This window comes from Variovorax sp. UC122_21 (assembly GCF_044056785.1).
Lineage (GTDB): Bacteria > Pseudomonadota > Gammaproteobacteria > Burkholderiales > Burkholderiaceae_C > Variovorax.
On sequence record NZ_CP172004.1, the window covers coordinates 4,033,373 to 4,059,181 of the forward strand.

The following is a 25,809-nucleotide window of genomic DNA, read 5'->3' on the forward strand; positions in this document are numbered from 1 at the left end:
CGCCATGAAGTTCCGTTCCCCCCTGATCGCGCTCGCCCTGCTCGCGGCCGGCGCCTCGGCGAACGCCGAATCGAAGCTGCTCGACCAGCTCAAGAACCAGATGGGCGGCGGCGCGGCGACCAGCGCCGGCAACAGCGGCAGCAGCGGCGCCGGCGGGCTGGCCGAGAACTTCGGCTTCTCGATGCCCGCGATCGGCAACAGCACCGTAGGCAACGCGGCCGGCGTGCTGCAGTACTGCATCAAGAACAACTACCTGGGCGGCGGCGACGCGGCCTCGGTCAAGGACAAGCTGCTGGCCAAGATCACCGGCCAGAAGCAGCAGCAGAGCGGCTTCGCGAGCGGCGCCAAGGGACTGCTCAAGGGCGGCGACGGCCAGACGCTCAACTTCAAGCTGCTGAGCTCGAAGGTCAAGGAAAAGGGCTGCGATTACGTGCTGAAGAACGCCACCAGGCTGCTCTGAGGGCGCGCCGCGCGTCGCGCCCGGGGTAAACCGCGCTGCCCGCGGCGAGGCGGCGCACTTAACATCGGGCGGTCGCGGCATTTCCGCCCTCCCCTTTCGTTTCCCCGCCGCGCCCGCCCACGCCCCGCGTGCGCGACCGCCCGCTTTCCATGACGCCGCCACCCGCCACTTCCGCTTCCTCCCCCTCCCTGCGCCAGCGCCTGGCGCGCTGGGTTCCCTGCCTGGGCTGGCCGCGCCCCTCCGCCACCCTGCTGCGCGGCGAGGCGATGGCCGGCATCACCGTCGCGCTGATGGTGATCCCGCAGGGCGTGGCCTATGCCGCGCTCGCGGGCATGCCGCTGGTCACCGGCGTCTACGCGGCGCTGTTCCCGGCGCTGATCGCCGTGATGTTCAGTTCCTCGCAGCGGCTGTCGGTCGGGCCGACCGCGCTCACCAGCCTGCTCGTGGGTGCCTCGCTCGCGCCGCTGGCGGTGGCCGGCAGCCCCGAATGGGTGGCGATGGCGGTGTGGCTCACGCTGATGTCGGGCGCGATCCAGATCGTGCTGGGCGCGGGCGGCTTCGGCTGGATGCTGAGGCTGGTGAACTCGCCGGTGCTGATCGGCTTCACGCAGGGCGCGGCGGTGCTGATCGCGATCTCGCAGCTGCCGGCGCTCCTGGGCTTCACCGGGCGCACCATCCCGCAGGTGCTCAGCGGCGACGGCCCGCTGCCCGACCTCACGGCCATCGCCTTCGGCCTCGGCGGCATCGCCGTGCTGTGGCTGGGCAAGCGCTTCGTGCCACGCTTTCCCACCACCATGGCGCTGGTGGCCGGCGCGGCCGCGCTGAGCTGGGGCATCAGCTATGCGCTGCGCGGCGGCGCGGTGGTCGGCAGCCTGCCCTCGGGCCTGCCCGATTTCTACTGGCCCGGCCTGCTGCCGGCCGGCACCTTCAGCGCGCTGGTGCTGCCGGCGCTGATGATCACGCTGGTGAGCTTCCTCGAGACTGCCTCGAGCGCCAAGGTCGACAACGCGCGCGCCGGCACGCTGTGGAACGAGAACCAGGACCTGATCGGCCAGGGCCTGGCCAAGCTGGCCTCGGGCTTCACCGGCGCCTTTCCCACCAGCTCCTCGTTCTCGCGCTCGGCGATCACGCTCTACGCCGGCGCGCAGACCGGCTGGGCCACGCTGTTCAGCGTGGTGGTGGTGGCCGGCGCGCTGCTGTGGCTGATGCCGCTGCTCTACCACGTGCCGCAGGCGGTGCTGGCCTCGGTGGTGGTGACGGCCATCCTCGGGCTGGTCAAGCCCTCGAGCTTCACCGCGCTGTGGCGCATCTCGCGGCTCGAGGCCGGCATCGCCATCGGCACCTTCGTGCTCACCATCGCGACCGCACCCAGCATCTACTGGGGCGTGCTCGGCGGCCTGCTCGCGAGCCTGGCGAACTACATGTACCGCCACCTGCATCCGCGCATCATCGAGGTCGGCCTGCATCCCGACGGCAGCCTGCGCGACCGCCACCTGTGGAAGCTGCCGCCGCTGGCGCCGCACCTGCATGCGCTGCGCATGGACGCCGAGCTCGACTTCGCCTCGGCCTCCACGCTCGAGCGCGCGCTCACGGTGGCGCTGGCCGACCGGCCCGACCTCACCGACGTGTGCCTGTTCGCCCAGCCGATCAACCGCATCGACATCACGGGCGCCGAGGTGTTCGGCTCGATCCGCCGCATGCTCGAGTCGCGCGGCGTGCGGCTGCACCTGAGCGGCCTCAAGCTGCCCGCGATGCAGGTGCTGGAACGCGCCGGCCTGCTGGCGCCGGGGCCGCTCTTGTTCAGCTACCGCACCGACGGCGAGGCGCTGGCGGCGCTGGTGCCGCGCATCGAGGTGCCGGTGCCGGCCGAGGCCGAGGCCCGGGTCGCGCACTGAGCGAGCGCCCATGAAGACCACGATCGAGGAACTGCTGGCCTTCCGCACCGTGGTCGACACCGGCTCGATCACGGCCGCGGCCGAGCAGCTCTCGCAGACGGTCTCGGGCGTGAGCCGCGCGCTGAGCCGGCTCGAGCAGAAGCTGGCCACCACGCTGCTGCGCCGCACCACCCGGCGGCTCGAGCTGACCGAGGAAGGCGCGGCCTTCCTGCAGCGCACCCGCAGCATCCTCGACGCCATCGACGAGGCCGAGGAGCAGATGGCCTCGCGCCGCGAGCAGCCCGCGGGCCGGCTTCGCGTGAATGCCGCCTCGCCCTACATGCTGCATGCGGTGGTGCCGCTGGTGGCCGAGTTCCGCCGCCGCTATCCGCAGATCGAGCTCGAGCTCGACACCGACGACCTGCCGATCGACCTGCTCGAGCGCCGCACCGACATCGCGATCCGCATCGGTCCGCTGCGCGACTCCACGCTGCATGCGCGGCCGCTGGGCACGCACCGGCTGCGCGTGCTCGCGAGCCCGGCCTACCTCGAGGCCCACGGCCGGCCGCGCAAGGTGGAGGAGCTCGCCACGCACACGCTGCTGGGCTTCACCCAGCCCGAGTCGCTCAACCGCTGGCCGCTGCGCGGCCCGCACGGCGACGAATGGCAGATCGCGCCCAGCCTCGCGGCCTCGAGCGGCGAGACCCTGCGCCAGCTCGCACTGGCCGGCGTGGGCATGGTGTGCCTGTCGGACTTCATGACCGCGGCCGACCGCGCGAGCGGCGCGCTGGTGCAGGTGCTGGCCAGGGACACGGTCGACGTGCGCCAGCCGGTCAACGCGGTCTACTACCGCAACACGCAGCTGTCGGCGCGCATCACCTCGTTTCTGGATTTCCTGGCCGAGCGGCTCGCGGACTGAGCCGCGCCGCGCGCCTGTTGCGCCTATTGCGCCTTGGCGACGAAGGGCTCGACCGCCGCCGAGCGGATCTCGTAGCCGCTCACGCCCATGTCGGCCGAGGCGTAGCGCGCCGCGCGCAGGGTGCCGCGCACGTGCACCGTGTCCATCGCATGCAGGCCCTTCACCGTCTCGTGGGCGATCACGCGCACGATCTGGTTGGCCGGCGGCGGCGGCGTGTGGATGCAGGCGCCGAAGTACGGCACCAGCAGGAACTCGCGAATGCCGTCGGGCGAGGCGTCCAGCGGCACCACGAAGCCGGTCAGGCGGCCGTCGACGCCGTCGAGCGCCACGTTCACCGGCGCGTTGTCCCAGACCGCGCGCATCTCGTCGAGCATCTGGATCGCGCGCGGGTCGTTGTCGCGCAGCGATTCGAGGGCTGATGTTGCGGTAGCGCTGGGTCGGGTCCCAGCTCTTGGGGGATCAGTTCCTCCCACTTGAGCTCGGGCGCCACGCCGGCCGCCGCGCTGGCCGGCGCGGCACGCTCGGGTCCGCATCCGGCCAGCAGCCCCGCGGCCAGCGCCAGCGCGAGGGCGACGGCCCGCGCGGGCCGCCAGTGCATGGGAAAGCGGTCATGGGCTCGATTGTGCAAGCAGCGCCATGACGCAGGTTTAAGCAGGACTTAACCGGCCCTCCCCAAAACCGGCCGAACACGACAGAATCGCGCGCACCACGAAACATGAGGAGCAGCACATGGCGGCAACGGTCTGGCTGGGGTTGACTTCGTTGGGGATCGTCCATACGGCGATCAGCCTGGTGGCGCTGGCGGCCGGGGCGCTGGCCCTGATCCGCCACAAGGAGATCTCCTGGCGCACCGGGCTCGGCCGGCTCTACGTCTGGACCACGGTGCTGACCTGCCTCACGGGCTTCGGCATCTTCCAGCATGGCGGCTTCGGCCGGCCGCACGTGCTGGGCATCGTGACCCTGCTGGCGCTGGCCATCGGCTTCCAGGCCGGGCGCGGACGGCTGTTCGGGCGCTTCGCGCGCCATGCCGAGCTGGCGGCCTACTCGGCCACCTTCATGTTCCACTGGATTCCGACCTTCACCGAGACGCTGACGCGGCTGCCGCTCGGCGCGCCGCTGCTGGCGAGCCCCGATGCGCCCGAACTCAAGGCGATCACCGGCGTGCTGCTGGTGCTCTATGCGGTGGGCCTGACCCTGCAGATCCGGCGGCTGCGCGGCGGCACGGCGCCGCTCAGTCCCCCCGGACCGGTCCGCGCAGGCTCTTGACCTGCGAGCGCTGGCTCTTGCCTTCGAGCCGGCGCTGCTTCGAACCGTAGGTGGGCTTGGTGGCGCGCCGCGCGCGCGGCACCGTCGCCACGCTGTCGACAACTGCCTGCAGGCGCGCGATGGCATCGGCGCGGTTCATCTCCTGGCTGCGGTGCTGCTGGGCCTTGAGCACCAGCACGCCCTCCTGCGTGATGCGGCTGTCGCGCAGCGCGAGCAGCCGTTCCTTCAGGTCCTCGGGCAGCGAGCTCGCGCGGATGTCGTAGCGCAGATGGACCGCGCTCGAGACCTTGTTGACGTTCTGCCCGCCCGCGCCCTGGGCACGGATCGCGCTGAAATCGATCTCGGATTCGTCGACGAGGATGGGGGGATGGCGCTGCACGGGCTGCATTGTGCGCGGTGCGGCGAAGCGGGAAGCAAGGCAGAGCGGTGTGGTGAGAGGCATGTCGCGTCGGGCAGACCACCCCGCCCGACGCGCTGCACACACCCGGAGTCCTCTCCTCGATCACTCGCTCCTCCTCTCCGGGCAGGCAGAAGATTAGCGAGGGCATGGCGTCGGGTCCTCCTCCTTGTGGAGGATGCCGCCACACCCCGGCTTCTGTTCCTCGCCCCGCGATCAGACGCGCTCGAACACCGCGGCGATGCCTTGCCCGCCGCCGATGCACATCGTGACCAGCGCATAGCGGCCCTGCACGCGGTGCAGCTCGGCGATCGCCTTCACCGCGATGATCGCGCCCGTGGCGCCCACCGGGTGGCCCAGCGAGATGCCCGAACCGTTGGGATTGACCTTGGCCGGGTCGAAGCCCAGCTCCTGGATCACCGCGCAGGCCTGGGCCGCGAAGGCCTCGTTCGACTCGATGACGTCGAAGTCGCTCACCTTGAGGCCGGTGCGCTCGAGCACCTTGCGCGTGGCCGGCACCGGGCCGATGCCCATGTAGGCCGGCTCCACGCCCGCGTGCGCATAGCCCACGAGCCGCGCGAGCGGCTTCAGGCCCTCGGCCTTGGCGCGCGCGCCCTCGGCCAGCACCAGCGCGGCGGCGCCGTCGTTGATGCCCGAGGCATTGCCGGCCGTGACCAGGCCGTCCTTCTTGAAGGCCGGCTTCATCTTGGCGAGCGTCTCGACCGTGGTGTCGGCGCGCACGTGCTCGTCGGTGTCGAACAGCACCACGCCCTTGCGCGTCCTGACCTCGACCGGAACGATCTGCTCCTTGAAGCGGCCCGCGGCGATGGCGGCCGCGGCACGCTGCTGGCTGGACACGGCCAGCGCATCCTGCTGCTCGCGCGTGATGCCGTAGCGCGCGGCCACGTTCTCGGCCGTGATGCCCATGTGGATCTTCTCCCACGGGTCGTGGAGGATGCCGAGCATGTAGTCGAGCAGCTGCACGTCGCCCATGCGCGCGCCGTAGCGCGCGGCGGTGTCGAAGTACGGGCCGCGGCTCATCGATTCGGAGCCGCCGCCGATCGCGATGTCGCAGTCGCCGAGCGCGATCGCCTGCGCCGCCGAGACGATGGCCTGCAGGCCCGAGCCGCAGAGGCGGTTGACGTTGAAGGCCGGCGTCTCGATCGGGCAGCCGGCATCGATGGCGGCGACGCGGCTGAGATAGGCGTCCTTGGTGTCGGTGGGAATCACGTTGCCCATCACCACGTGGCCGATGGCCGCGGGCGCGACGCCGCTGCGCTCGATCGCGGCCTTGACCGCGGTGGTGGCCAGCTGGGTGTTGGGCACGTCCTTCAGCGAACCGCCGAAGGTGCCGATGGCCGTGCGGGCGCTGCCGACGACGAAGATCTCGCGAGAGGTCATGAACTGCTCCTGGATGAAATGAACGAGAAAAGGGAAAAAGGGATCAGCGGCCTTCGAAGCGCGCCGGCTTCTTGGCGAAGAAGGCGTCGACGCCGCTGCGGAAATCCTGGCTCGCGGCGCAGACCTGGAAGGCCGCCGACTCGGCGGCGAGCTGCGCCGGCAGCTCACGCTCGAAGCTGCCGCGCATCAGCCGCCGCAACTGGCCCAGCGCCACCGTCGGCCCGTTGGCCAGGCGCTGCGCCAGCGCCATCGCCTCGCCGGCCAGCGCATCGGCCGGCAGCACGCGGTTGATGAGGCCGATGCGCTCGGCCTCGGCCGCTTCGAGCATGTCGCCGAGCATCGCGATCTCGAGCGCGCGGCGCAGCCCGACCCAGCGCGGCAGCGCCCACGAGGCGCCGACATCGCAGCTCGCGCCGATGTTGACGTAGGCCAGGTTGAAGCGCGTGCCCTCGGCCGCGAGCACGAAGTCGGCCTGCAGCATCAGGCTCAGGCCCGCGCCGGCCGCCACGCCGTGCACCTGCGCGACCACCGGGGCGTCGATGGTGGCGAGCACTTCCAGCGCCTCGTGCAGCGGGCCGATCAGCGCGGCCGCGCCGCCCTGCGGATCGGCGCTCAGCAGCGCGAGGTCGCCACCGGCCATGAAGCCCTTGCCGGCGCCACTCAGCAGCACCGCGCGCATCGAGCGGTCGGCCGCGATGGCGCGCACCGCCGCGAGGAAGGCCTGCGCCATCGGTACGTCGATGGCATTGAGTGCCGCGGGGCGGTTGAAGCGCAGCGTGGCGACCGCGCCTTCGCGGCCGATCTCGAGCGGGGTGTCGGGGGTGGTGGTGTCGGTCATCGTTGTCGGCTCCATGGCATGGGAAGTTCAGGCGGCGGTCGCGCGCGGCTTGCGCCGCGCCGGTGCCACGGGCACCTGCTGCAGCACGCCGTTGAGCAAGAGCGCGATCGCCTGGTCGGCGATCTGCTCGGGCGTGAGGTCGCCGTCGCGCCGGTACCAGCGGCCGATCCAGCTCAGCGCGCCGGCCAGCATGAAGGCGGCCATCTTCGAGTCGCAGGGCGCGATCGAGCCCTCGGCGATGCCCTCGTCGATCAGGCGGCGGAACTCATGGTCGATGCCGGCCTTGAGGCGGCGCAGCTCCTTCTTGAGCGGCTCGGGCAGCGGGTCCTCGCCGATGCGGATCACGCACTTGCCGAACTCCTCGCAGACGATGGCCGAGTAGCTGCGCATGCAGGCCATGAGCTGGTCGAGCGCGCGGCCGCCGTTGCGGCGCACCTCGTCGATGCCCTCCTGCATCATGCCCAGCGCGGCACGCACGCACTCGAGCAGGATGTCGTCCTTGCTCTTCACGTAGTAGTAGAGCGTGGGCTTGGTCACGTGCAGCCGCTCGGCGATGTCGTCGAGCGAGGTGGCGTGGAAGCCGCGCTCGTTGAACAGCTGCGCCGCCGTCTGCAGTACGGCCTGGCGCTTGAGTTCGCGCTGCATCGCGCGCTGGGCCGAGGGCACCCAGGGCGATTCGTCGGCGGCCTCGATGGCAGAGGCCTTGGCGGCGGAGGCACGGCGCTTGGTGAGGGTCATGGGGCGATCCGGGTTTGCGCGCAGGGGTAAGTCCTGATGCCGCGGCGAAGTCGCGTCTGGAAGATCGCGGACGTTACCGAGGAGTAGAAATTCTACGGGCAAGTAGCCCGCGATGCGGATGCCGGAGGAACCCTGAGGCGGCGACGCATCGCTCACTTGCTTTTTTCTCTTCTCGTCCAGAAGCCCGGACACAGGACACGATTCGACGCCATGCACGCCGACACCGAGCGCCCGCGCGCCACCTCGCCCGCCGACGGAAGCGCCGCCGCGCCCGTGCTGCGCGTGGAGGCGCTCACCTTGGCTTTCGGCGGCGTGAAGGCTCTCAGCGGCGTGGGCTTCGACGTGCAGCCCGGCTCGATCACCGCGGTGATCGGCCCCAACGGCGCGGGCAAGACCTCGCTGTTCAACACGGTCTCGGGCTTCTACCGGCCGACTGCCGGCCGCGTGGTCTTCGAGGGCGCGGACATCACGCGGCTGCCGGCGCCCAGGCGCGCCGCGCTCGGGCTGGCGCGCAGCTTCCAGAACATCGCGCTGTTTCGCGGCATGACGGTGCTCGACAACATCAAGCTCGGCCGTCACGTGCACCTGAAGGCCAACGTGTTCGACGCGCTGTTCTACCTGGGCCGCGCGCGCCGCGAGGAGGCCGAGCTGCGCCGCGACATCGAGGAGCGGATCATCGACTTCCTCGAGATCGACCACATCCGCCATGCCAGCGTGGCCGCCCTGCCCTACGGTTTGCAAAAGCGCGTGGAGATGGCGCGCGCGCTCGCAATGCGGCCCAAGGTGCTGATGCTCGACGAACCGGTGGCCGGCATGAACCGCGAGGAGACCGAGGACATGGCGCGCTTCATCCTCGACGTGCGGCGCGAATGGGGCATCACGGTGCTGATGGTGGAGCACGACATGGGGATGGTGATGGACCTGTCGGACCACGTGGTGGTGCTCAACTTCGGCCAGGTGATCGCGCAGGGCACGCCGGCGCAGGTGCAGGCCGATCCCGAGGTGGTGCGTGCCTACCTGGGCGCGGGCGACGTGGGCGAGCTGCGGCGCAGGCTGCGCGGCCAGGCGGCGGCCACCGCGGCAACGGCAACGGCGGTGGCGTGATGGATTGGGCCTACCTGTTCGAGATCGCGCTGACCGGCCTGGCCGGCGGCGGGCTCTATGCGCTGGCTGCGCTGGCCTTCGTGCTGGTCTACAAGGCGACGCGGGTGGTCAACATCGCGATCGGCGAGATGCTGATGATCGGCGCCTACCTGTTCTTCGCCTTCGCCGCGACCTTCTCGCTGCCGATCTGGCTCGCGGTGCTGGGCTCGGTGCTGGGCACGGGCCTGCTGGGCGCGGTGATCGAGCGCACGATGATCCGCCCGCTGCTGGGCGAGCCGCCGATCTCGGCCTTCATGGTGACGGTGGGCCTGGCCTCGGTGCTGGTGGGCCTGGTCGAGATCGTCTGGACCGCCGACCAGCGCCGGCTGCCCGAGTTCATGCCGAGCGCGCCGGTGATGGTGGGCGAAGCTTTCCTCGCGCCCAAGGTGGCCTACGGCGCGCTCGCGGCGCTGGTGCTGATCGTGCTGGTGCTGCTGCTGTTCCGCTTCTGGCGCGGCGGCGTGGCCTTGCGTGCCACGGCGTCGGACCAGGGCGCGGCCTACATGATGGGCATCAACGTGCCGCGCGTGTTCTCGCTGGCCTGGGTGGCCTCGGCCATGATCGCGGCGGTCGCGGGCATCGTGGTCGGCGCGATCGGCGGCATCTCCTCGTCGATGGGGATCTTCGGTCTCTCGGTGCTGGTGGTGGTGATCGTGGGCGGGCTGGACAGCGTGCTCGGCGCGCTGGTGGGCGGTCTCTTCATCGGGCTGGCGGAGGCGCTGGCCGGGTCCTACCTCGGCGGCGAATACAAGCTGCTCGCGACCTTCGTGGTGCTGGTGATCGTGCTGATGATCCGGCCTTACGGGCTGTTCGGTACGCATGAGATCGAGAGGCTCTGACGATGGTCTTCTCTTTCTCGTTACGTACGGGGCGGGCTCACGCCGGCGGGGTACTCCCCTCCGCGAATGTCCCCCGCCCTTCGGGCTCCTCCTTTATTTCGCTGCGGGGAGTACCCCACCGGCGCGCGCCTGACGCGCCGCACTCGATCGGCCGGCACCACCGCTGCGCCTCCGTGCACAGGGCAGTGGGTGCTTCCCGCAGCGAAATAAAGGAGGAGCCGAAGGCGGGGGACATTCGCGGAGGGAAGTACCCGCTGTCCTGTGCACGCGCCCCGGCGCCTCCTCGCACCGCTTCAAGACAGGCACGCAGATGCGCATAGGCACCCTCAAGCAAAGCTACATCGCCGACGCCGCGCTGTTCGACTCCCGCACCCAGAAGACCTGGTTGTGGGTCGGCGCCGCGCTGCTCGTGCTGTTCCCCTTCATGGCCAGCGACTACTGGCTCTACCTCGCCTGCCTCGTCGCCATCAACGTCGCGAGCGCCACCGGCCTCAACATCCTCACCGGCTACACCGGCCTCGTGAGCATGGGCCAGGCCGCGTTCATGGGCCTCGGTGCGTACACCGTCGCCATCCTGCAGATTCGATACGGCACGCCCTTCCTGTTCAACCTCTTCGCGGGCGGCGTCGTGGCCATGGTGGGGGGTCTCGTCGTCGGCATTCCCTCGCTGCGGGTCAAGGGTTTGTACCTCGCCATCGCCACCATCGCGGCCTCGTTCATCACCCACTTCCTGTTCGCCAACCTCAAGCTCACCGGCGGTACCACCGGCCTGTCGCTGCCGCCCGCGCAGCTCTTCGGCATCGCGCTCGACACCTCGTTCCGCTTGTACTGGCTGATCCTGCCGATCACCGTGCTGATGCTGCTGGGCGCGGCCAACCTGTTTCGCACCCGCGTGGGCCGCGCCTTCATCGCCATCCGCGATCGCGACATCTCGGCCGAAGTGTTGGGCATTCCACTGCTGCGCTACAAGCTGCTCTCGTTCGGCCTCTCGTCGTTCTATGCCGGCGTGGCCGGCGGCCTCTGGGCCTACTTCTTCCGCGTCGTCACGCCCGAGAGCTTTCCGCTGCTGATGTCCATCTTCTTCCTCGCCGCCATCATCGTCGGCGGCATGGGGCTCGATCCTCGGCGGCATCCTCGGCGCAGTCTTCATGACCATGGTGCCCGAGCTGCTCAAGCTGGTGTTCGACCTGCTGCCGGGCGGCCACGAGATGACCGTCTTCCTGTCGCCGGTGCGCACGGTCGTCTTCGGCCTGCTGATCGTCGGCTTCCTGGTGTTCGAGCCGCACGGGCTCGCCGAAGTGTGGCGGCGCATCCGCCGTTTCTTTCATCTGTGGCCTTTCAAGAACTGACAAGGAGACGAAGCATGGCATCCGACAAGAAGACCCCCGTCCTGCGCCGCCGCGAACTCATCGTGGCCGCCGGCGCCGCGCTCGCTGCACCGCTCAGCGTGCATGCCCAGGCGGGCGAGGACATCGTCATCGGCGGCTCGATCCCGATGACCGGCGTGTTCGCCTTCGCGGGCATCGGCATCAATGCCGGCATCGCCGACTACGTGAAGATCGTCAACGACGGCGGCGGCATCAAGGGCCGCAAGCTGCGTTACGTGCCCGAGGACACCGGCTACAAGGTCGACGTCTCGGTCGCCACCTACAAGAAAATCACCAGCCAGAACAAGGTCAACCTGTACTACGGCGATTCGACCGGCTTCTCGAAGACCATCAACCCCGAGCTCGACCGCAGCGGCCAGATCCTCATGGCCGGCGCCTCGTTCGCCACCGAGCTCAACGACCCGGCCAAGTACCCGAACCAGTTCCTGGTCGGCCCCGACTACACCGAGATGATCGGCATCCTGCTGCGCCACATCGCCAAGGAGAAGCCCGGCGCGAAGGTGGCCTTCGTCTATTCCGACTCCGAGTTCGGCCGCGACCCCATCGAGTCGAGCGAGGCCGCCGCCAAGAAGCTGGGCCTCACGGTGCCCGTCAAGATCATGACGCCCGCCGGCAGCGTCGACGTCTCGACTGAGGTCATCAAGCTGCGCCGCGCCGCGCCCGACTACACCATCTTCCACGGCTACGTGCTCGCGCCCATTCCCGAGTTCGTGCAGCAGGGCAAGCAGATGGGCATGACCACCAAGTGGATGGGCACCTTCTGGACCATGGACAGCTCCACCGTCATGAAGATGGGCGAGGCCGGCGATGGCTTCATGGGTGTCATGCCCTACCGCTACTACTACGACACCTCGGCCAAGGCGCCGATGCTCGAGAAGATCCGTGCCCTGCGCCCCGAGTACCAGAGCACCGCCTACACCCAGGGCTTCCTCACCGCCATGCTGTTCACCGAGGCCGCCAAGCGCACCCTCGATGCCGGCAAGCCGCTCGACGGCAAGAACCTCAAGGCCGCGCTCAACAGCATCAAGGACTTCGACACCGGCGGCCTGATCGGCGTGCCGATCACCATCAAGGGCAACTCCATTCCGGTGGGCCGCGTCTACCGCGCCGACATGAAGGCGCAGAAGATGGTGGCGGCATCCGACTGGATCTCGCTCGACAAGTGAGCGGACGGCGGCGATGAACACCGGCGGCGGCGGCCCGATCCTCGAGGTCAACAACATCGAGGTGGTCTACAACAAGGTCGTGCAGGTGCTGCGCGGCCTGTCGCTGGCCGTGCCGCGCGGGCAGATCGTGGCGCTGCTGGGCAGCAACGGCGCCGGCAAGTCGACCACGCTCAAGGCCATCTCGGGCCTGCTGCCGCTCGAGGACGGCGAACTCGAGGCCGGACGCATCGCCTTCGACGGCCAGCCCACCGAGCGGCTCGCGCCGCAGCAGCTGGTGCGGCGCGGCCTCGCGCACGTGATGGAGGGACGGCGCGTGTTCGAGGACCTGACGGTCGAGGAGAACCTCGTGGCCGCCACCTACCGCGCGCGCCGGCCGCGGCGCGCAGGCACGCGACTTCGACGCCGTCTATGCCTACTTCCCCCCGGCTGCACGAACGGCGCCGCGGCCTCGCGGGTTACCTCTCGGGCGGCGAGCAGCAGATGCTCGCGATCGGCCGCGCGCTGGTGGCCGAGCCCCAGCTGATCCTGCTCGACGAGCCCTCGCTCGGCCTCTCGCCCAAGCTGGTGGAGGAGATCTTCGGCATCATCGCGCGCATCAACGCCGAGCGCGGCGTGTCGATGCTGCTGGTGGAGCAGAACGCCAGCCTCGCGCTGGCCGTGGCCGACAGCGGCTACATCATGGAGAACGGAAAGATCGTGATCGACGGCAGCGCCGAGCGGCTCGCGGCCGACCCCGACGTGCGCGAGTTCTACCTGGGCGTCGGCGGTGCCGGCGAATCGAGGAGCTTTCGCGAATTGAAGCACTACAAGCGGCGCAAGCGCTGGTTGTCATGACGCATCCCCTCCCCGAACGAAGCCTGCCGCAGATGCTGCGCGAACAGGCGCGCGCGCAGGGTGCGCGCATCGCGATCCGCCAGAAGGACTTCGGCATCTGGCATCCGCTGAGCTGGGCCGACTACCACCGGCGCGCGGTCCACGTCGGCCTGGGCTTCGCTGCGCTGGGCCTGGCGCGCGGCGGCCATGTGGGCGTGATCTCGGAGAACCGCGTCGAATGGGTGCTGGCGCAGATGGGCGCGGGCCTGATCGGCGCCGTGACCGTGGGCGTCTATCCCACCAGCCCGACCAACGAGGTGGCCTACGTGGTCGGCCATGCCGACATCGAGATCGTGGTCTGCGAGGACCAGGAGCAGGCCGACAAGGTGCTCGAGGCCATCGACGCGCTGCCGCGGCTGCGCCGCATCGTCGTGATCGAGACCAAGGGCCTCGCGAGCTATGGTGCCGAGGCGCGCGAGCGCCTCCTGAGCTTCGCCGAGCTCGAGGCGGCGGGTGCCGCGCTGCAGGCGCGCGAGGGCGATGCGCGCGTCGACGCCGCGCTGGCCGCGCAGTCGCTCGACGACATCGGTCTCATGATCTACACCTCGGGCTCCACCGGCGCGCCCAAGGGCGCGATGATCTCGTGGCGCAACATCCGCGGCGTGGTGCCGGGCATCGTCGAGCGCTTGCAGCTCGATGCGCGCACCACCCACCTGTCTTACCTGCCGCTGTGCCATGTGGCCGAGCAGATGCTGACCAGCTTCGTGCCGCTGTACCTGGGCTCGCAGGTCAACTTCGGCGAATCGATACGCACCGTGCAGGAGGACCTGCGCGAGGTCGCGCCCACCATGTTCCTCGGCGTGCCGCGCATCTGGGAGAAACTGCATGCCTCCATCAGCATCAAGATGCAGGACACGGGGCGGCTGCGCCAGTCGCTCTACCGCCGCGCGCTCGCCACCTGCGCGCCGCTGGCCGAGAAGCCGCGCGCGCAATGGACCGCGGGCGAGCGGCTGCGCTTCGGCCTGGCGTACTGGAGCGTGCTGCGCGCGCTGCAGAACTTCATCGGCCTGCGCAACGCGCGCGTGGCGCTGACCGGCGCCGCGCCGATCCCGCCCGACGTGGTGCGCTTCTTCCGCACGCTGGGCGTGCCGCTGGTGGAGGTCTACGGCCTCACCGAATCGACCGGCATGGTCAGCGGCCACCGACTCGACCAGGTGAAGGTGGGCACCGTGGGGCCGGCGACCGAGGGCGTGGAGCATCGCGTGGGCGACCAAGGCGAGCTGCAGATCCGCGGCGAGATGGTGTTCCGTGGCTACTACAAGAACCCCGAGGCCACGGCCGCGTCGATCCGCGACGGCTGGCTGCACACCGGCGACGTGGTGGCCGAGGAAGGCGGCCAGCTGCGCATCGTCGACAGGCTCAAGGACATCATGATCACCGCGGGCGGCAAGAACCTCACGCCCTCGGAGATCGAGAACACGATGAAGGCCAGCCCCTACGTCAAGGAATGCATCGTGATCGCCGAGGGGCGCAAGTTCGTCTCGGCACTGGTGCAGATCGACTACGAGACCGTGGGCAAATGGGCCGAGGCGCAGCGCCTGGCCTTCACCCACTTCCGTTCGCTGGTCGAGCTGCCGCGCGTGCGCGAGCTGATCGACGCCGAGCTGCAGCGCGGCAATGCGCGCCTCGCGCAGGTGGCGCAGGTGCGGCGCTTCCACCTGCTGACGAAGGAACTCGACCACGACGATGGCGAGGTCACCGCCACCATGAAGGTGCGGCGCTCGAGCATCTACAAGACCTATGCGGGAGAGATCGACGCCCTGTACGCCTGAAGGCCGCCAGAAAGGAAAAGGCCGGCTCGAGGCCGGCCTTTCGCGATCCGAAAAAGTTGCAGTCGATTACTCGCCGCGCGTGGCAGGCCGTGCCTGCACGTCCGTCACGTTGCCGCCGCTATCCCGCAGCAGCGGGCTGCGCACCGGCTCGCCACGTGCACGCGCATTGGCCACGTCGGCGGCCGAGGGTTCGGCCGGCCGGGCGGCGCTGCGGAAGCGTTCGAAACCCGAACGCGGGTTGAAGCGCATCACCCACGGCGTCACGGGTTTGCCCGTGAGACGGCCCCAGGCGTAACGCACGCCCCACACCGCGGCCAGCAGCACCACGGCAACCGCCAGGCTGGCCGCGAAGACCAGACCCAGCATCACGAGGATCACGCGAAGAATGAAGTTCATCATTCCATCTTAGGCCGAGGCTTCGGCCGCAGGTTCCCCGGTTTTTCCGGGATTTCCTGCTTTTGCGAAGCCGAACTGGCCTGGCGAGCGGATCGGGTCGGTCGTGACCTCGATCGTGTCCTTCGGCCCGAAGCTGCCGTCGAGCAGCAGCCGCGAGAGCGGATTCTCGATGCGCTGCTGGATCGCGCGCTTCAGCGGACGGGCACCGAACACCGGGTCGAAGCCGACCTTGGCGATCTCGGCCAGCGCCGCCGGCGACACCTCGAGGCCCAGGTCCATCTTCGCAAGCCGCGACTGCAGCACCTTGAGCTGGATCGCGGCGATCGCCTCGATGTTCTTCGCGTCGAGCGCATGGAACACGACCGTCTCGTCGATGCGGTTGAGGAACTCGGGGCGGAAGTAGTTCTTCAGCTCGTCCCACACCGCTTCCTTGATCTCCTCGCCCGGCTTGCCCACCATGGCCTGGATGATCGGCGAGCCGATGTTGCTGGTCATCACGATCACCGTGTTCTTGAAGTCCACGGTGCGGCCCTGGCCATCGGTCAGGCGGCCATCGTCGAGCACCTGCAGCAGCACGTTGAACACGTCCGGGTGCGCCTTCTCGACCTCGTCGAGCAGCACCACGCTGTAGGGCTTGCGGCGCACGGCTTCCGTCAAGTAGCCGCCCTCCTCGTAGCCCACGTAGCCGGGCGGCGCGCCGATCAGGCGGGCCACCGAGTGCTTCTCCATGAACTCGCTCATGTCGATGCGGATCAGGTGGTCCTCGCTGTCGAACAGGAAGCCCGCGAGCGCCTTGCAGAGCTCGGTCTTGCCCACGCCCGTGGGGCCGAGGAACAGGAACGAGCCCGTGGGACGGTTCGGATCGGACAGGCCCGAGCGCGAGCGCCGGATCGCGTTGGCGACCGCGCCGATGGCCTCGTCCTGGCCCACCACGCGCTCGTGCAGCTTGTCTTCCATCACGAGCAGCTTGTCGCGCTCGCCCTGCATCAGCTTGGCGACCGGGATGCCGGTGGCGCGCGCCACGACCTCGGCGATCTCTTCCGCGCCGACCTGGGTGCGCAGCAGCGTGGGCGCGCTCGACTTGCCCTTGCTGGCTTCGCTGGCCTCGGCTTCCTTCAGGCGCTTCTCGAGCGCCGGCAACTGGCCGTACTGCAGCTCGGCGACCTTGTTGAAGTCGCCCTTGCGCTTCCATTCCTCGATCTGGAACTTGATCTTGTCGATGTCCTCGCGCACGTGCGCGCTGCCCTGGGCCTGGGCCTTCTCGGCCTGCCAGATCTCGTCGTAGTCGGCGATCTCCTTCTGCAGCTTGGCGATCTCGTCCTCGATCAGGCCGAAGCGCTTCTGCGAAGCCTCGTCCTTCTCGCGGCGCACGGCCTCGCGCTCGATCTGCAGCTGGATCAGGCGACGGTCGAGGCGGTCCATCACCTCGGGCTTGGAGTCCATCTCGATCTTGATCTTGGCCGCGGCCTCGTCGATCAGGTCGATGGCCTTGTCGGGCAGGAAGCGGTCGGTGACGTAGCGGTCGGAGAGCTCGGCCGCGGCCACGATGGCCGGGTCGGTGATCTGCACGCCGTGGTGCACTTCGTACTTCTCCTGCAGGCCGCGCAGGATCGCGATGGTGGCCTCGACGCTGGGCTCGCCCACGAGGATCTTCTGGAAGCGGCGTTCGAGCGCGGCGTCCTTCTCGATGTACTTGCGGTATTCGTCGAGCGTGGTGGCGCCCACGCAGTGCAGCTCGCCGCGCGCGAGCGCGGGCTTGAGCATGTTGCCCGCATCCATCGCGCCTTCGGCCTTGCCGGCGCCGACCATGGTGTGGAGCTCGTCGATGAAGACGATGGTCTGGCCCTCGTCCTTCGCGAGTTCGTTGAGCACGGTCTTGAGCCGTTCCTCGAACTCGCCGCGGAACTTGGCGCCCGCGAGCAGCGCGGCCATGTCGAGCGACAGCACGCGCTTGCCCTTGAGCGAATCGGGCACTTCGCCCGCGACGATGCGCTGCGCGAGGCCCTCGACGATGGCGGTCTTGCCCACGCCGGGTTCGCCGATCAGCACGGGGTTGTTCTTGGTGCGGCGCTGCAGCACCTGGATCGCGCGGCGGATCTCCTCGTCGCGGCCGATGACCGGATCGAGCTTGCCCAGGCGCGCGCGCTCGGTCAGGTCGAGCGTGTATTTCTTGAGTGCCTCGCGCTGGCCTTCGGCATCGGCGCTGTTCACGCCCTGGCCGCCGCGCACCGCGTCGATCGCGGACTCGAGCGACTTGCGCGAGAGGCCGTTCTCCTTGGCGATCCGGCCGACGTCGCTCTTGCTGTCGGCCACGGCCAGCAGGAAGAGTTCGCCCGCGATGAACTGGTCGTTGCGCTTGAGGGCTTCCTTCTCGGTCGCCTGCAGCAGCTTGCCGAGCTCGGGACCGACCTGCACGATGTCGTGGCCCTGCACCTGGGGCAGCTTCTTGATGGCCGCCTCGGCGGCCTGTGCGAGGCCGGGCACGTTGACCCGGCGCGCTCGAGCAGCGCGCGCGGGCCATCGTCCTGGCGCAGCATCGCGGCCAGCAGGTGGGCCGGCTCGATGTAGGCGTTGTCGTTGCCGAGCGCGAGCGACTGCGCGTCGCCCAGCGCTTCCTGAAACTTGGTGGTGAGTTTGTCTTGTCGCATGGTGGTATTCCTGCATCCAAAATAGGGCTGTTCGGGCACGATTCAAGGTTGCGGACCGGGCCCGCGCGGCGGGCACGGCTATTGCACGATGCCCGCACCCTTCCGCCCGTAGGCATTTCTCTCTTCTCGAATGGAGTCGATCATGGTTTTTTCAATGCAGCGCGTCCAACCGGTGCGCCGCGCGCTCAGCGTGGGCCTCTTCGCCGCTGCCCTGGGCATGGCCGGGCTGGCGCAGGCCCAGAGCGGCACGCCGATCCGCATACTGGTCGGCTTCCCGGCCGGTGCCGGCACCGACGCGATCGCGCGCACGCTGGGCGAGAAGCTCAAGGACGAGCTCGGCGCGCCGGTGGTGGTCGAGAACCGCGCGGGCGCGGGCGGGCAGATCGCGGCGCAGGTGCTGAAGTCCTCGCCGGCCGACGGCCACACGCTGTTCCTCTCGCACGACCACACGATCTCGATCCTGCCGCAGGTGGTCAAGAACCCGGGCTTCAATCCCGCCACCGACTTCGTGCCCGTGGCCGGCTTCGCGACCTTCGCCAACGTGCTCGCGGTGTCGGGCGGCACGCCGGCCAGGAGCATCGACGAGTACGTCAAGTGGGTGCGCACGCAGAAGGGCGGCAAGGAGACCATCGGCATCCCGGCGCCGGCCTCGATCCCCGAGTTCCTCGTGAAGATGATCTCGGACAAGTACAAGATCGACGTGCAGCCCGCGCCCTATCGCGGCAGCGCGCCGATGACGGCCGATATGCTGGGCAACCAGATCACGGCCGGCATCGCCTCGGTGCCCGACTTCATCGAGAACCACAAGGCCGGCAAGCTGCGCATCGTGGCCTCGATCGGCGCCAGGCGCCAGGCGCTGCTGCCCAACGTGCCGACCTTCACCGAGCTGGGCTTCGCGAACCTCGAGGACCTGCCCTACTATGGCATCTTCGCGCCCGTGGGCACGCCGCAGCCGATCATCGACAAGTACGGCGCGGCGCTGCAGAAGGTGCTGGCCATGCCCGACGTGAAGCAGAAGCTCACCACGCTGGGCCTGACGGTCGGCTACGAGCCGCAGGGCCAGTTCGCGGGCCGCGTGCGCAGCTACACGCAGACCTGGGAACGGATCATCCAGTCGAGCGGCTTCAAGCCGCTCTGAGCGAGCTCAGGCGTTCGACGCGCTGATGCCCCAGCGCGCGAGCGCCGCGTCGTCCGCGACGCGCGCATCGACCCAGCGGGCGCCCTCGGGCGTCTGCTCCTTCTTCCAGAACGGCGCCTGGGTCTTGAGGTAGTCCATCAGGAACTCGCAGGCCTGGAAGCTCTCGCCGCGGTGCGCCGAGGCCACCGCCACCATCATGATCTGCGCGAGCGGCTGCAGCAGGCCCACGCGGTGGATCACGCGCACGCCGAGGATGTCGAAGCGTTCGTGCGCTTCGTCGATCATGGCCTCGATCGATTTCTCGGTCATGCCGGGATAGTGCTCGAGCTCCATCGACGCGACATCGGCGCCGTCGTTGCGATCGCGCACGGTGCCGATGAAGCTGCAGACGGCGCCGATGCGCGCGTCGCTCGCGCGCAGGGCGGTGACTTCGGCGCCGAGATCGAAATCGGCTGTCTGGATGGTGACGCGTTGCGGAAATGCCATGCGCAAATTGTGGCACCGCGGCGCGCGCGGCTAAACTCCAGCCCCATGTTCGCCCTGACCGCACGTTCGCCCGCACCTTCGACCGAAGGCACGAACGGCGCACGCCTGGGCGGCAAAGCCAAAAAACCAAAGCTCGTCTGACCGGAGCTTCGGTTCCGTCGTCGGATGAGCGACGGAACCGGCACAGGCACTGGCCCCGCATGGGTTGCGCGCGCATCGGACGATGGTTCCTTCCATCGGTCGATCGTCGAAAGGACGCCCGCGTGCCCGCCAACCAACCCTCTTCCGCCACCGCCGCTCCCGATTTCTCGGGCCTGTGGATTCCCCTCGTGACCCCGTTTCGCGACGGCGCGCTCGACCCTGCGGCGCTGGCCGCGCTCACGCGCCGCCTGGCCGCCGATGGCGTGGCCGGCTTCGTGGTCTGCGGCTCCACCGGCGAGGCCGCGGCGCTCGACGAGACCGAGCAGCTCGCCGCGCTCGACACGGTGGCCGAGGCCGCGGGCGGCCTGCCGCTGATCATGGGCCTGTCGGGCTACCACCTGGGCAAGACCACGGCCTGGGTGCGCCGGCTCGCGCAGCGCCCGCTCGCGGGCCTGCTGGTGCCGGCGCCGCACTACATCCGGCCCTCGCAGGCCGGCCTGCTCGAATGGTTCGGCGCCATCGCCGAGGCCAGCGCCGCGCCGCTGCTGATCTACGACATCCCCTACCGCACCGGCGCCACGATCGCGCGCGACACCCTGCTGACGCTGGCCGCCAACCCGCGCATCCGCGGCATCAAGGACTGCGGCGGCGACGCGGGCAAGACCCGCGCCGTGATCGCCGATGGCCGGCTGCAGGTGCTCGCGGGCGAGGACGGCCAGATCTTCGGCACCGTGGCCGAGGGCGGCGTGGGCGCGATCGCGGCCAGTGGCCATGTGCAGACGACGCGCTTCGTGCGGCTGATCGCGCTGCTGCGCGAGGGCCGGCTGGCCGAGGCGCGCGCGCTGTGGCAGCCGCTGCAGCCGCTGGTCGAGGGCCTGTTCTCGGAGGCCAATCCGGGCCCGCTGAAGGCCCTGCTGGCGCACCAGGGCGCGCTGCGCGACGAGCTGCGCTCGCCGATGACGCGCGCCTCGGACGCGCTACGCGAGCGCCTGGTGGCGCTCGACGCGGCCCTCAGCCGCCCGTGACGGGAGGGGAGAACGCGACCTCGCAGCCCTCGTGCGGGGCCGCGGCCTCGTCGCTCATCGTGTGGTCGAGCGCCATGCGCAGCGCGCGGCCGCGCGCGAGCACCGTGGCGTAGGCACCGCCGCGCGCGATCAGTTCGTCGCGCAGCGCGGCCAGCGTGGGCGCCGCGGTATCGATGGTTTCATCGCTCTTGCCGAGCGCTTCGCGCACCGAGGCGAAATAACGGAGATGGACCTTCATGCGCGTCAGGACAGCAAGGCTGCGAGGGGAATGAACTCGACCGGATCGCCGGCCCGGATGGTCTGGCCCGAGGGGTTGTCGACCAGCCCGTCGCCCCAGACCATCGAGGTCAGCACGCCCGAGCTCTGGTTGCCGAACAGGTCGAGCCCGCCCTGGGCATTGCGGCGCGCGCGCAGGAACTCGCGGCGCTTGTCGGCGCGCGGCCAGTCGAAGTCGGCGCGCATGCGCACCGGCTGGGGCGTGACGCGGCTCGCGCCCTGCAGGGTCAGCAGGAAGGGCCGCACCAGCATCAGGAAGGTCAGGAAGCTCGACACCGGGTTGCCGGGCAGCCCGGTGACGTGGCAGTGGCCCTGCGCGTCGCCCTGGCCCGAGCGCGGGATCGAGCCGTAGGCGAAGGGCTTGCCGGGCTTCATCGAGAGCGACCAGAGCTCGATCTCGCCGAGCGCTTGCAGCGCGGCGCGGATGTGGTCCTCCTCGCCGACCGACACGCCGCCGGTGGTGATGATCAGGTCGTTGTGCTCGGCCGCCTCGCGCAGCGCCTCGATGGTGGCCTCGCGCCGGTCGGGCACGATGCCGAGGTCGTGCACCTCGCAGCCCAGCCGGTGCAGCAGCGCGCGCATGAAGAAGCGGTTGGAGTTGTAGATCGCGCCGGGCTTCATCGCCTCGGGCGCGACCTCGCCGGGCATCACGAGTTCGTCGCCGGTGGACAGCAGCGCCACGCGCGGCTTGCGCGCGACCGGCAGCCGGTCGAAGCCGATGCTGGCCGCCAGCCCCAGTGCGGCGGGCGTGAGGCGCTCGCCCTTGCGCAGCACCACGTCGCCGGCCGCCACGTCTTCGCCCGCACGTCGGATCCACTGGCCGGCCGCGGGCACGATCTCGATGCGCACGCTGCCCAGGCCGCCCTCCTCGGCGACGGCGGCGGTGTCTTCCTGCATCACGACCGCGTCGGCGCCCTCGGGAATCTGCGCGCCCGTGAAGATCCGCGCCGCGGTGCCGGGCACGAGCGGCGTGCCGACCGTGCCGGCGGGAATGCGCTGCGCCACCTTCAGCAGCGCGCCGGGCGCGGCGCAGTCGGCCACGCGCAGCGCATAGCCGTCCATCGCGCTGTTGTCGCGCGGCGGCACGGTGAGGCCGGCCACGAGGTCTTCGGCCAGCACGCGGCCGTCGGCATCGAAGGTGCTCACCAGCTCGGACGGCAGCGCCGGCCGGGCCTTGGCGAGCAGTTGGGCGATCGCGTCGTCGAGCGGCAGCAGCGGCGGCCGGCGCGAGGAGGCGGCGAAGGGAACAGCGGGAGAGTCAGCCATGATGCTCGGGGTTGTAGTCGAAGCGCTCGCCGCTGTCGATCAGCCAGCGCGCGATGGCCTCGGCGTCGTCGAGGTCGAGCACGGGCCGCTCGGTCGGGACCGGCAGGCTGGCATTGGCGGCGATCGCGACGACGAAGGGATCCTCGGGATAGAGCGGGGGCCGCGGCGCCTCGGCTTGCGCGGTGGGCCGCCAGACCTCGATCTTGAGCAGGTCGCTGTGGCGGAAGCCCTCGACCAGCACCCAGTCGGCACCGCTGTAGAGCTCGGCGATCAGCTGGTGCACGTCGAGCTCGACCGGGGTCTCGAACTCGCGCATCAGCGCCAGACGACGGTCGGAAGCGACCACCACTTCGAAGGCGCCGGCCTCGCGGTGGCGCCAGGTGTCCTTGCCCGGATGGTCGATGTCGAACTTGTGGTGCGCGTGCTTGACCACCGACACGCGCAGTCCGGCGCGCTTGAGCACGGGAATCAGCCGCTCGACCAGCGTGGTCTTGCCGGCGCCCGAGTAACCGGCGAAGCCGACCACTTTCATCCGATGTCTCCGATGCTATTCAGGGGATAGCTTTGATTTGCCGACCGGGGCGGCCGCCTGGCCACCCCCTGGTGTCGATCGCTCAGTCGCAGTGCTCTGCGATGTAGGCCTTCACCGCCTCGGCATCGGCCGGCAGCTTGACCACGCGCTTGGGCAGCGCCTCGATGCCCTCGAACTTCGCGGGCCGCGCGGGCTCCTCGCCCAGGGCCTCGACCAGCGTGGCCGCGAACTTGATCGGCAGCGCGGTCTCGAGCACCACCATCGGCACGCCCGGCGCCAGGTGCGCGCGCGCGGCCTTGAGGCCGTCGGCGGTGTGCGGGTCGACCAGGGTGGCGAAGCGCTTCTCGGTGTCGCGGATGGTCGCGAGGCGGTCGGCATGCGTGCTGCGGCCGCTGCGGAAGCCGAAGCGCGACGCGGCCTGCGCGAAGGCCGGATCGGCGCTGAGGTCGAAGAAGCCCTGGCGCCCCAGGTCGTCGACGAACAGGCGGCGCAGCTTGCCGCTGTCGCGGCCGACCAGGTCGAACACGAAGCGCTCGAAGTTGCTGGCCTTGCTGATGTCCATCGACGGGCTCGAGGTCTCGTGCGTGTCGGCGGCGCCGCGCACGCGGTAGACGCCGGTGCGGAAGAACTCGTCGAGCACGTCGTTCTCGTTGGTGGCGGCCACCAGCGTGTGGATCGGCAGGCCCATCATGCGCGCCACGTGGCCGGCGCAGATGTTGCCGAAGTTGCCCGAGGGCACGGTGAAGCTCACCGGCTGTTCGTCGTTCGCCGTGGCCTGGAAGTAGCCGGCGAAGTAGTAGACGACCTGCGCCAGCAGCCGCGCCCAGTTGATCGAGTTGACGGTGCCGATGCGGTATTTGCGCTTGAAGGCCAGGTCGTTCGAGACCGCCTTCACGATGTCCTGGCAGTCGTCGAACACGCCCGTGATGGCGATGTTGTGGATGTTCTCGTCCTGCAGGCTGAACATCTGCGCCTGCTGGAACGGGCTCATGCGGCCGTCGGGCGAGGTCATGAAGACGCGCACGCCCTTCTTGCCGCGCATCGCGTACTCGGCCGCGCTGCCGGTGTCGCCGCTGGTGGCGCCCAGGATGTTGAGCTCGGCGCCGCGGCGGGCCAGTTCGTACTCGAACAGGTTGCCCAGCAGCTGCATCGCCATGTCCTTGAAGGCCAGCGTGGGGCCGTTGGACAGGGCTTCGAGGTAGACGCCGTCCTCGAGCTCGCGCAGCGGCACGATCTCTTCGCTGCCGAAGACCTCGGCGGTGTAGGTCTTCGCGCAGAGCGCCTTCAGGTCGGCCGGCGGAATGTCGTCGATGTAGAGCGACAGGATCTCGAAGGCCAGCTCGGCATAGGACAGCGAACGCCACTTCGCGAGCGTGGCGGCATCGACCCGCGGATAGCTTTCCGGCAGGTAGAGGCCGCCGTCGGGCGCGAGGCCCTCGAGCAGGATTTCGCAGAAGCGCTTGCGGTCGGGATGGCCGCGGGTGCTCAGGTAGTTCACTTCAACTCTTCCTTGCGGATGCGCACGATGGGCTCGAGCACGGTCGGCAGCGCCTGCAGCTCGGCCATGACTTCGTCGACCGTGCCTTCGCGCGCGTCGTGCGTGAGGATGATCAGGTCGGTCTGGGTCGAGCCCTCGCCGCCGACCTCGTCGGCTTCGCGCTGCAGCACGGCGTCGATGCTGATGCCGGCGGTCGCGAGCAGGCCCGTGACCTTGGCCAGCACGCCGGCCTGGTCGGCCACGCGCAGGCGCAGGTAGTAGCTGGTGACCACCTCGGCCATCGGCAACACCTGCAGGTCACTCAGCGCATCGGGATGGAAGGCCAGGTGCGGCACGCGGTGCGCGGCATCGGCCGTGTGCAGGCGCGTGATGTCGACCAGGTCGGCGATCACCGCGCTGGCGGTGGGCTCGCTGCCCGCGCCCTTGCCGTAGTAGAGCGTGGTGCCGACGGCGTCGCCATGCACCACCACCGCGTTCATCGCGCCCTCGACGTTGGCCAGCAGGCGCTTGCTCGGCACCAGCGAGGGATGCACGCGCAGCTCGATGCCCTTGGCCGTGCGCTTGGTGACGCCCAGCAGCTTGATGCGGTAGCCGAGCTGCTCGGCGTACCTGATGTCCTGCGCGGCCAGCTTGGTGATGCCCTCGATGTGGGCCTTGTCGAACTGCACCGGGATGCCGAAGGCCAGCGCGCTCATCAGCGTGACCTTGTGGCCGGCGTCGACGCCCTCGATGTCGAAGGTGGGATCGGCTTCGGCATAGCCCAGGCGCTGCGCTTCCTTGAGCACGGTCGCGAAGTCCAGGCCCTTGTCGCGCATCTCCGAGAGGATGAAGTTGGTGGTGCCGTTGATGATGCCGGCCAGCCACTGGATGCTGTTGGCCGTGAGGCCTTCGCGCAGCGCCTTGATGATCGGGATGCCGCCGGCCACCGCGGCCTCGAAGGCCACCATCACGCCCTTGGCATGCGCCGCCGCGAAGATCTCGGTGCCGTGCACCGCGAGCAGCGCCTTGTTGGCCGTCACCACGTGCTTGCCGGCCGCGATGGCCTCGAGCACCAGCTGCTTGGCGATGCCGTAGCCGCCGATCAGCTCGATCACGATGTCGATCTCGGGGTTGGCGATGACCTCGCGCGCGTCGCTGACCACCTTCACGCCGTCGCCGGCCACTTCGCGCGCGCGCGCGGTGTCGAGGTCGGCCACCATGGTGATCTCGATGCCGCGGCCGGCGCGGCGCTTGATTTCCTCCTGGTTGCGCTGGAGCACCTTGAAGGTGCCGCTGCCGACCGTGCCTGCGCCGAGCAGGCCTACTTGGATGGGTTTCATGGGGAGAGTC

At 69.7% G+C, this 25,809-nt stretch carries 22 protein-coding genes and 3 pseudogenes; 12 read left to right on the forward strand and 13 right to left on the reverse strand.

Annotated elements, in window-relative coordinates:
* The first annotated feature begins 4 nt into the window (after positions 1 to 4).
* From ACHMXE_RS31580 to ACHMXE_RS31590, 3 genes are all read left to right on the forward strand, one after another.
* Entirely contained in the window at positions 5 to 460 is a 456-nt protein-coding gene (locus tag ACHMXE_RS31580; RefSeq protein ID WP_395347997.1) for a DUF2501 domain-containing protein, read from the forward strand.
* 149 nt (positions 461 to 609) lie between these two features.
* Entirely contained in the window at positions 610 to 2,355 is a 1,746-nt protein-coding gene (locus ACHMXE_RS31585; RefSeq protein WP_395347999.1) for a SulP family inorganic anion transporter, read from the forward strand.
* 10 nt (positions 2,356 to 2,365) lie between these two features.
* Positions 2,366 to 3,253, forward strand: a complete 888-nt coding sequence (locus ACHMXE_RS31590) for a LysR substrate-binding domain-containing protein (RefSeq protein WP_395348001.1) — start codon at positions 2,366 to 2,368, stop codon at positions 3,251 to 3,253.
* 23 nt (positions 3,254 to 3,276) lie between these two features.
* Here ACHMXE_RS31590 and ACHMXE_RS31595 read toward each other — a convergent pair whose 3' ends face one another.
* Complete coding sequence (locus ACHMXE_RS31595; protein ID WP_395348002.1) at positions 3,277 to 3,627, reverse strand: DUF3299 domain-containing protein; 351 nt, start codon at positions 3,625 to 3,627, stop codon at positions 3,277 to 3,279.
* 355 nt (positions 3,628 to 3,982) lie between these two features.
* Here ACHMXE_RS31595 and ACHMXE_RS31600 point away from each other — a divergent pair, with 355 nt between their 5' ends.
* The gene (locus ACHMXE_RS31600) at positions 3,983 to 4,519 is read left to right on the forward strand and encodes a hypothetical protein (RefSeq protein ID WP_395348003.1); all 537 of its coding nucleotides are present in this window, start codon (positions 3,983 to 3,985) and stop codon (positions 4,517 to 4,519) included.
* Here the strand turns inward: ACHMXE_RS31600 and arfB are convergent.
* The 4 genes from arfB to ACHMXE_RS31620 form a co-directional block, all read right to left on the reverse strand.
* Positions 4,485 to 4,898 (reverse strand): alternative ribosome rescue aminoacyl-tRNA hydrolase ArfB, encoded by a 414-nt coding sequence (arfB, locus tag ACHMXE_RS31605; protein ID WP_296777995.1) that lies wholly within the window; start codon positions 4,896 to 4,898, stop codon positions 4,485 to 4,487. The genes ACHMXE_RS31600 and arfB overlap by 35 nt on opposite strands.
* Before the next feature lie 234 nt (positions 4,899 to 5,132).
* Entirely contained in the window at positions 5,133 to 6,317 is a 1,185-nt protein-coding gene (locus ACHMXE_RS31610) for an acetyl-CoA C-acyltransferase family protein (RefSeq protein ID WP_395348004.1), read from the reverse strand.
* 43 nt (positions 6,318 to 6,360) lie between these two features.
* The gene (locus ACHMXE_RS31615; protein WP_395348005.1) at positions 6,361 to 7,155 is read right to left on the reverse strand and encodes an enoyl-CoA hydratase/isomerase family protein; all 795 of its coding nucleotides are present in this window, start codon (positions 7,153 to 7,155) and stop codon (positions 6,361 to 6,363) included.
* A gap of 27 nt (positions 7,156 to 7,182) precedes the next feature.
* On the reverse strand, positions 7,183 to 7,893 hold the full coding sequence (locus tag ACHMXE_RS31620; protein WP_395348006.1) for a TetR/AcrR family transcriptional regulator: 711 nt from the start codon (positions 7,891 to 7,893) through the stop codon (positions 7,183 to 7,185).
* Between the two features lie 210 nt (positions 7,894 to 8,103).
* On the opposite strand from ACHMXE_RS31620, the gene ACHMXE_RS31625 reads away from it, so the two are divergent.
* The 6 genes and pseudogenes from ACHMXE_RS31625 (at position 8,104) to ACHMXE_RS31650 (ending at position 15,074) form a co-directional block, all read left to right on the forward strand.
* Entirely contained in the window at positions 8,104 to 8,997 is an 894-nt protein-coding gene (locus ACHMXE_RS31625) for an ABC transporter ATP-binding protein (RefSeq protein ID WP_395348008.1), read from the forward strand.
* Positions 8,997 to 9,875, forward strand: a complete 879-nt coding sequence (locus ACHMXE_RS31630; protein WP_395348010.1) for a branched-chain amino acid ABC transporter permease — start codon at positions 8,997 to 8,999, stop codon at positions 9,873 to 9,875. Before ACHMXE_RS31625 ends, ACHMXE_RS31630 begins: the two co-directional genes overlap by 1 nt.
* A 310-nt stretch (positions 9,876 to 10,185) precedes the next feature.
* A pseudogene (locus ACHMXE_RS31635) lies at positions 10,186 to 11,224 on the forward strand (branched-chain amino acid ABC transporter permease).
* Between the two features lie 14 nt (positions 11,225 to 11,238).
* Entirely contained in the window at positions 11,239 to 12,429 is a 1,191-nt protein-coding gene (locus ACHMXE_RS31640; RefSeq protein ID WP_395348011.1) for an ABC transporter substrate-binding protein, read from the forward strand.
* Positions 12,430 to 12,442: 13 nt separating this feature from the next.
* Positions 12,443 to 13,263, forward strand: a pseudogene (locus ACHMXE_RS31645) (ABC transporter ATP-binding protein).
* On the forward strand, positions 13,260 to 15,074 hold the full coding sequence (locus ACHMXE_RS31650; protein WP_395348012.1) for an AMP-dependent synthetase/ligase: 1,815 nt from the start codon (positions 13,260 to 13,262) through the stop codon (positions 15,072 to 15,074). Before ACHMXE_RS31645 ends, ACHMXE_RS31650 begins: the two are co-directional and overlap by 4 nt.
* A 66-nt stretch (positions 15,075 to 15,140) precedes the next feature.
* Here ACHMXE_RS31650 and ACHMXE_RS31655 read toward each other — a convergent pair whose 3' ends face one another.
* Together ACHMXE_RS31655 and clpB are read right to left on the reverse strand one after the other, a co-directional pair.
* Positions 15,141 to 15,470: a hypothetical protein gene (locus ACHMXE_RS31655; protein WP_395348014.1), complete on the reverse strand. Its 330-nt coding sequence runs from the start codon at positions 15,468 to 15,470 to the stop codon at positions 15,141 to 15,143.
* A gap of 9 nt (positions 15,471 to 15,479) precedes the next feature.
* A pseudogene (gene clpB / locus ACHMXE_RS31660) lies at positions 15,480 to 18,118 on the reverse strand (ATP-dependent chaperone ClpB).
* Positions 18,119 to 18,260: 142 nt separating this feature from the next.
* Between clpB and ACHMXE_RS31665 the strand changes: the two are divergent.
* Complete coding sequence (locus tag ACHMXE_RS31665) at positions 18,261 to 19,256, forward strand: Bug family tripartite tricarboxylate transporter substrate binding protein (protein ID WP_395348015.1); 996 nt, start codon at positions 18,261 to 18,263, stop codon at positions 19,254 to 19,256.
* A gap of 6 nt (positions 19,257 to 19,262) precedes the next feature.
* Here ACHMXE_RS31665 and ACHMXE_RS31670 read toward each other — a convergent pair whose 3' ends face one another.
* Positions 19,263 to 19,742 (reverse strand): molybdenum cofactor biosynthesis protein MoaE, encoded by a 480-nt coding sequence (locus ACHMXE_RS31670; RefSeq protein ID WP_208511171.1) that lies wholly within the window; start codon positions 19,740 to 19,742, stop codon positions 19,263 to 19,265.
* A gap of 263 nt (positions 19,743 to 20,005) precedes the next feature.
* Between ACHMXE_RS31670 and ACHMXE_RS31675 the strand changes: the two genes are divergently transcribed.
* On the forward strand, positions 20,006 to 20,908 hold the full coding sequence (locus ACHMXE_RS31675) for a 4-hydroxy-tetrahydrodipicolinate synthase family protein (protein WP_395348019.1): 903 nt from the start codon (positions 20,006 to 20,008) through the stop codon (positions 20,906 to 20,908).
* Here ACHMXE_RS31675 and ACHMXE_RS31680 read toward each other — a convergent pair.
* The 5 genes from ACHMXE_RS31680 to ACHMXE_RS31700 all read right to left on the reverse strand — a co-directional run bounded on the left by ACHMXE_RS31680 (position 20,895) and on the right by ACHMXE_RS31700 (position 25,799).
* Positions 20,895 to 21,146, reverse strand: a complete 252-nt coding sequence (locus ACHMXE_RS31680) for a MoaD/ThiS family protein (RefSeq protein ID WP_395348020.1) — start codon at positions 21,144 to 21,146, stop codon at positions 20,895 to 20,897. The genes ACHMXE_RS31675 and ACHMXE_RS31680 overlap by 14 nt on opposite strands.
* Before the next feature lie 5 nt (positions 21,147 to 21,151).
* On the reverse strand, positions 21,152 to 22,450 hold the full coding sequence (glp, locus tag ACHMXE_RS31685) for a gephyrin-like molybdotransferase Glp (RefSeq protein ID WP_395348022.1): 1,299 nt from the start codon (positions 22,448 to 22,450) through the stop codon (positions 21,152 to 21,154).
* Positions 22,443 to 22,982: a molybdopterin-guanine dinucleotide biosynthesis protein B gene (mobB, locus tag ACHMXE_RS31690; RefSeq protein WP_395348023.1), complete on the reverse strand. Its 540-nt coding sequence runs from the start codon at positions 22,980 to 22,982 to the stop codon at positions 22,443 to 22,445. The genes glp and mobB overlap by 8 nt, the downstream gene beginning before the upstream one ends.
* 82 nt (positions 22,983 to 23,064) lie before the next feature.
* Positions 23,065 to 24,480, reverse strand: a complete 1,416-nt coding sequence (gene thrC, locus ACHMXE_RS31695) for a threonine synthase (RefSeq protein WP_395348024.1) — start codon at positions 24,478 to 24,480, stop codon at positions 23,065 to 23,067.
* On the reverse strand, positions 24,477 to 25,799 hold the full coding sequence (locus ACHMXE_RS31700; protein WP_209540913.1) for a homoserine dehydrogenase: 1,323 nt from the start codon (positions 25,797 to 25,799) through the stop codon (positions 24,477 to 24,479). The genes thrC and ACHMXE_RS31700 overlap by 4 nt, the downstream gene beginning before the upstream one ends.
* Positions 25,800 to 25,809: the final 10 nt, after the last annotated feature.

What these genes read in the sequence shown, in the direction of transcription:
- ACHMXE_RS31580 (WP_395347997.1), top strand. Translation starts at nt 5, where the DNA reads ATGAAGTTCCGTTCCCCCCTGATCGCGCTCGCCCTGCTCGCGGCCGGC.
- ACHMXE_RS31585 (WP_395347999.1), top strand. Translation starts at nt 610, where the DNA reads ATGACGCCGCCACCCGCCACTTCCGCTTCCTCCCCCTCCCTGCGCCAG.
- ACHMXE_RS31590 (WP_395348001.1), top strand. Translation starts at nt 2,366, where the DNA reads ATGAAGACCACGATCGAGGAACTGCTGGCCTTCCGCACCGTGGTCGAC.
- ACHMXE_RS31595 (WP_395348002.1), bottom strand. Translation starts at nt 3,627, where the DNA reads ATGCTCGACGAGATGCGCGCGGTCTGGGACAACGCGCCGGTGAACGTG.
- ACHMXE_RS31600 (WP_395348003.1), top strand. Translation starts at nt 3,983, where the DNA reads ATGGCGGCAACGGTCTGGCTGGGGTTGACTTCGTTGGGGATCGTCCAT.
- ACHMXE_RS31610 (WP_395348004.1), bottom strand. Translation starts at nt 6,317, where the DNA reads ATGACCTCTCGCGAGATCTTCGTCGTCGGCAGCGCCCGCACGGCCATC.
- ACHMXE_RS31615 (WP_395348005.1), bottom strand. Translation starts at nt 7,155, where the DNA reads ATGACCGACACCACCACCCCCGACACCCCGCTCGAGATCGGCCGCGAA.
- ACHMXE_RS31620 (WP_395348006.1), bottom strand. Translation starts at nt 7,893, where the DNA reads ATGACCCTCACCAAGCGCCGTGCCTCCGCCGCCAAGGCCTCTGCCATC.
- ACHMXE_RS31625 (WP_395348008.1), top strand. Translation starts at nt 8,104, where the DNA reads ATGCACGCCGACACCGAGCGCCCGCGCGCCACCTCGCCCGCCGACGGA.
- ACHMXE_RS31630 (WP_395348010.1), top strand. Translation starts at nt 8,997, where the DNA reads ATGGATTGGGCCTACCTGTTCGAGATCGCGCTGACCGGCCTGGCCGGC.
- ACHMXE_RS31640 (WP_395348011.1), top strand. Translation starts at nt 11,239, where the DNA reads ATGGCATCCGACAAGAAGACCCCCGTCCTGCGCCGCCGCGAACTCATC.
- ACHMXE_RS31650 (WP_395348012.1), top strand. Translation starts at nt 13,260, where the DNA reads ATGACGCATCCCCTCCCCGAACGAAGCCTGCCGCAGATGCTGCGCGAA.
- ACHMXE_RS31655 (WP_395348014.1), bottom strand. Translation starts at nt 15,470, where the DNA reads ATGAACTTCATTCTTCGCGTGATCCTCGTGATGCTGGGTCTGGTCTTC.
- ACHMXE_RS31665 (WP_395348015.1), top strand. Translation starts at nt 18,261, where the DNA reads ATGGTTTTTTCAATGCAGCGCGTCCAACCGGTGCGCCGCGCGCTCAGC.
- ACHMXE_RS31670 (WP_208511171.1), bottom strand. Translation starts at nt 19,742, where the DNA reads ATGGCATTTCCGCAACGCGTCACCATCCAGACAGCCGATTTCGATCTC.
- ACHMXE_RS31680 (WP_395348020.1), bottom strand. Translation starts at nt 21,146, where the DNA reads ATGAAGGTCCATCTCCGTTATTTCGCCTCGGTGCGCGAAGCGCTCGGC.
- glp (WP_395348022.1), bottom strand. Translation starts at nt 22,450, where the DNA reads ATGGCTGACTCTCCCGCTGTTCCCTTCGCCGCCTCCTCGCGCCGGCCG.
- mobB (WP_395348023.1), bottom strand. Translation starts at nt 22,982, where the DNA reads ATGAAAGTGGTCGGCTTCGCCGGTTACTCGGGCGCCGGCAAGACCACG.
- ACHMXE_RS31700 (WP_209540913.1), bottom strand. Translation starts at nt 25,799, where the DNA reads ATGAAACCCATCCAAGTAGGCCTGCTCGGCGCAGGCACGGTCGGCAGC.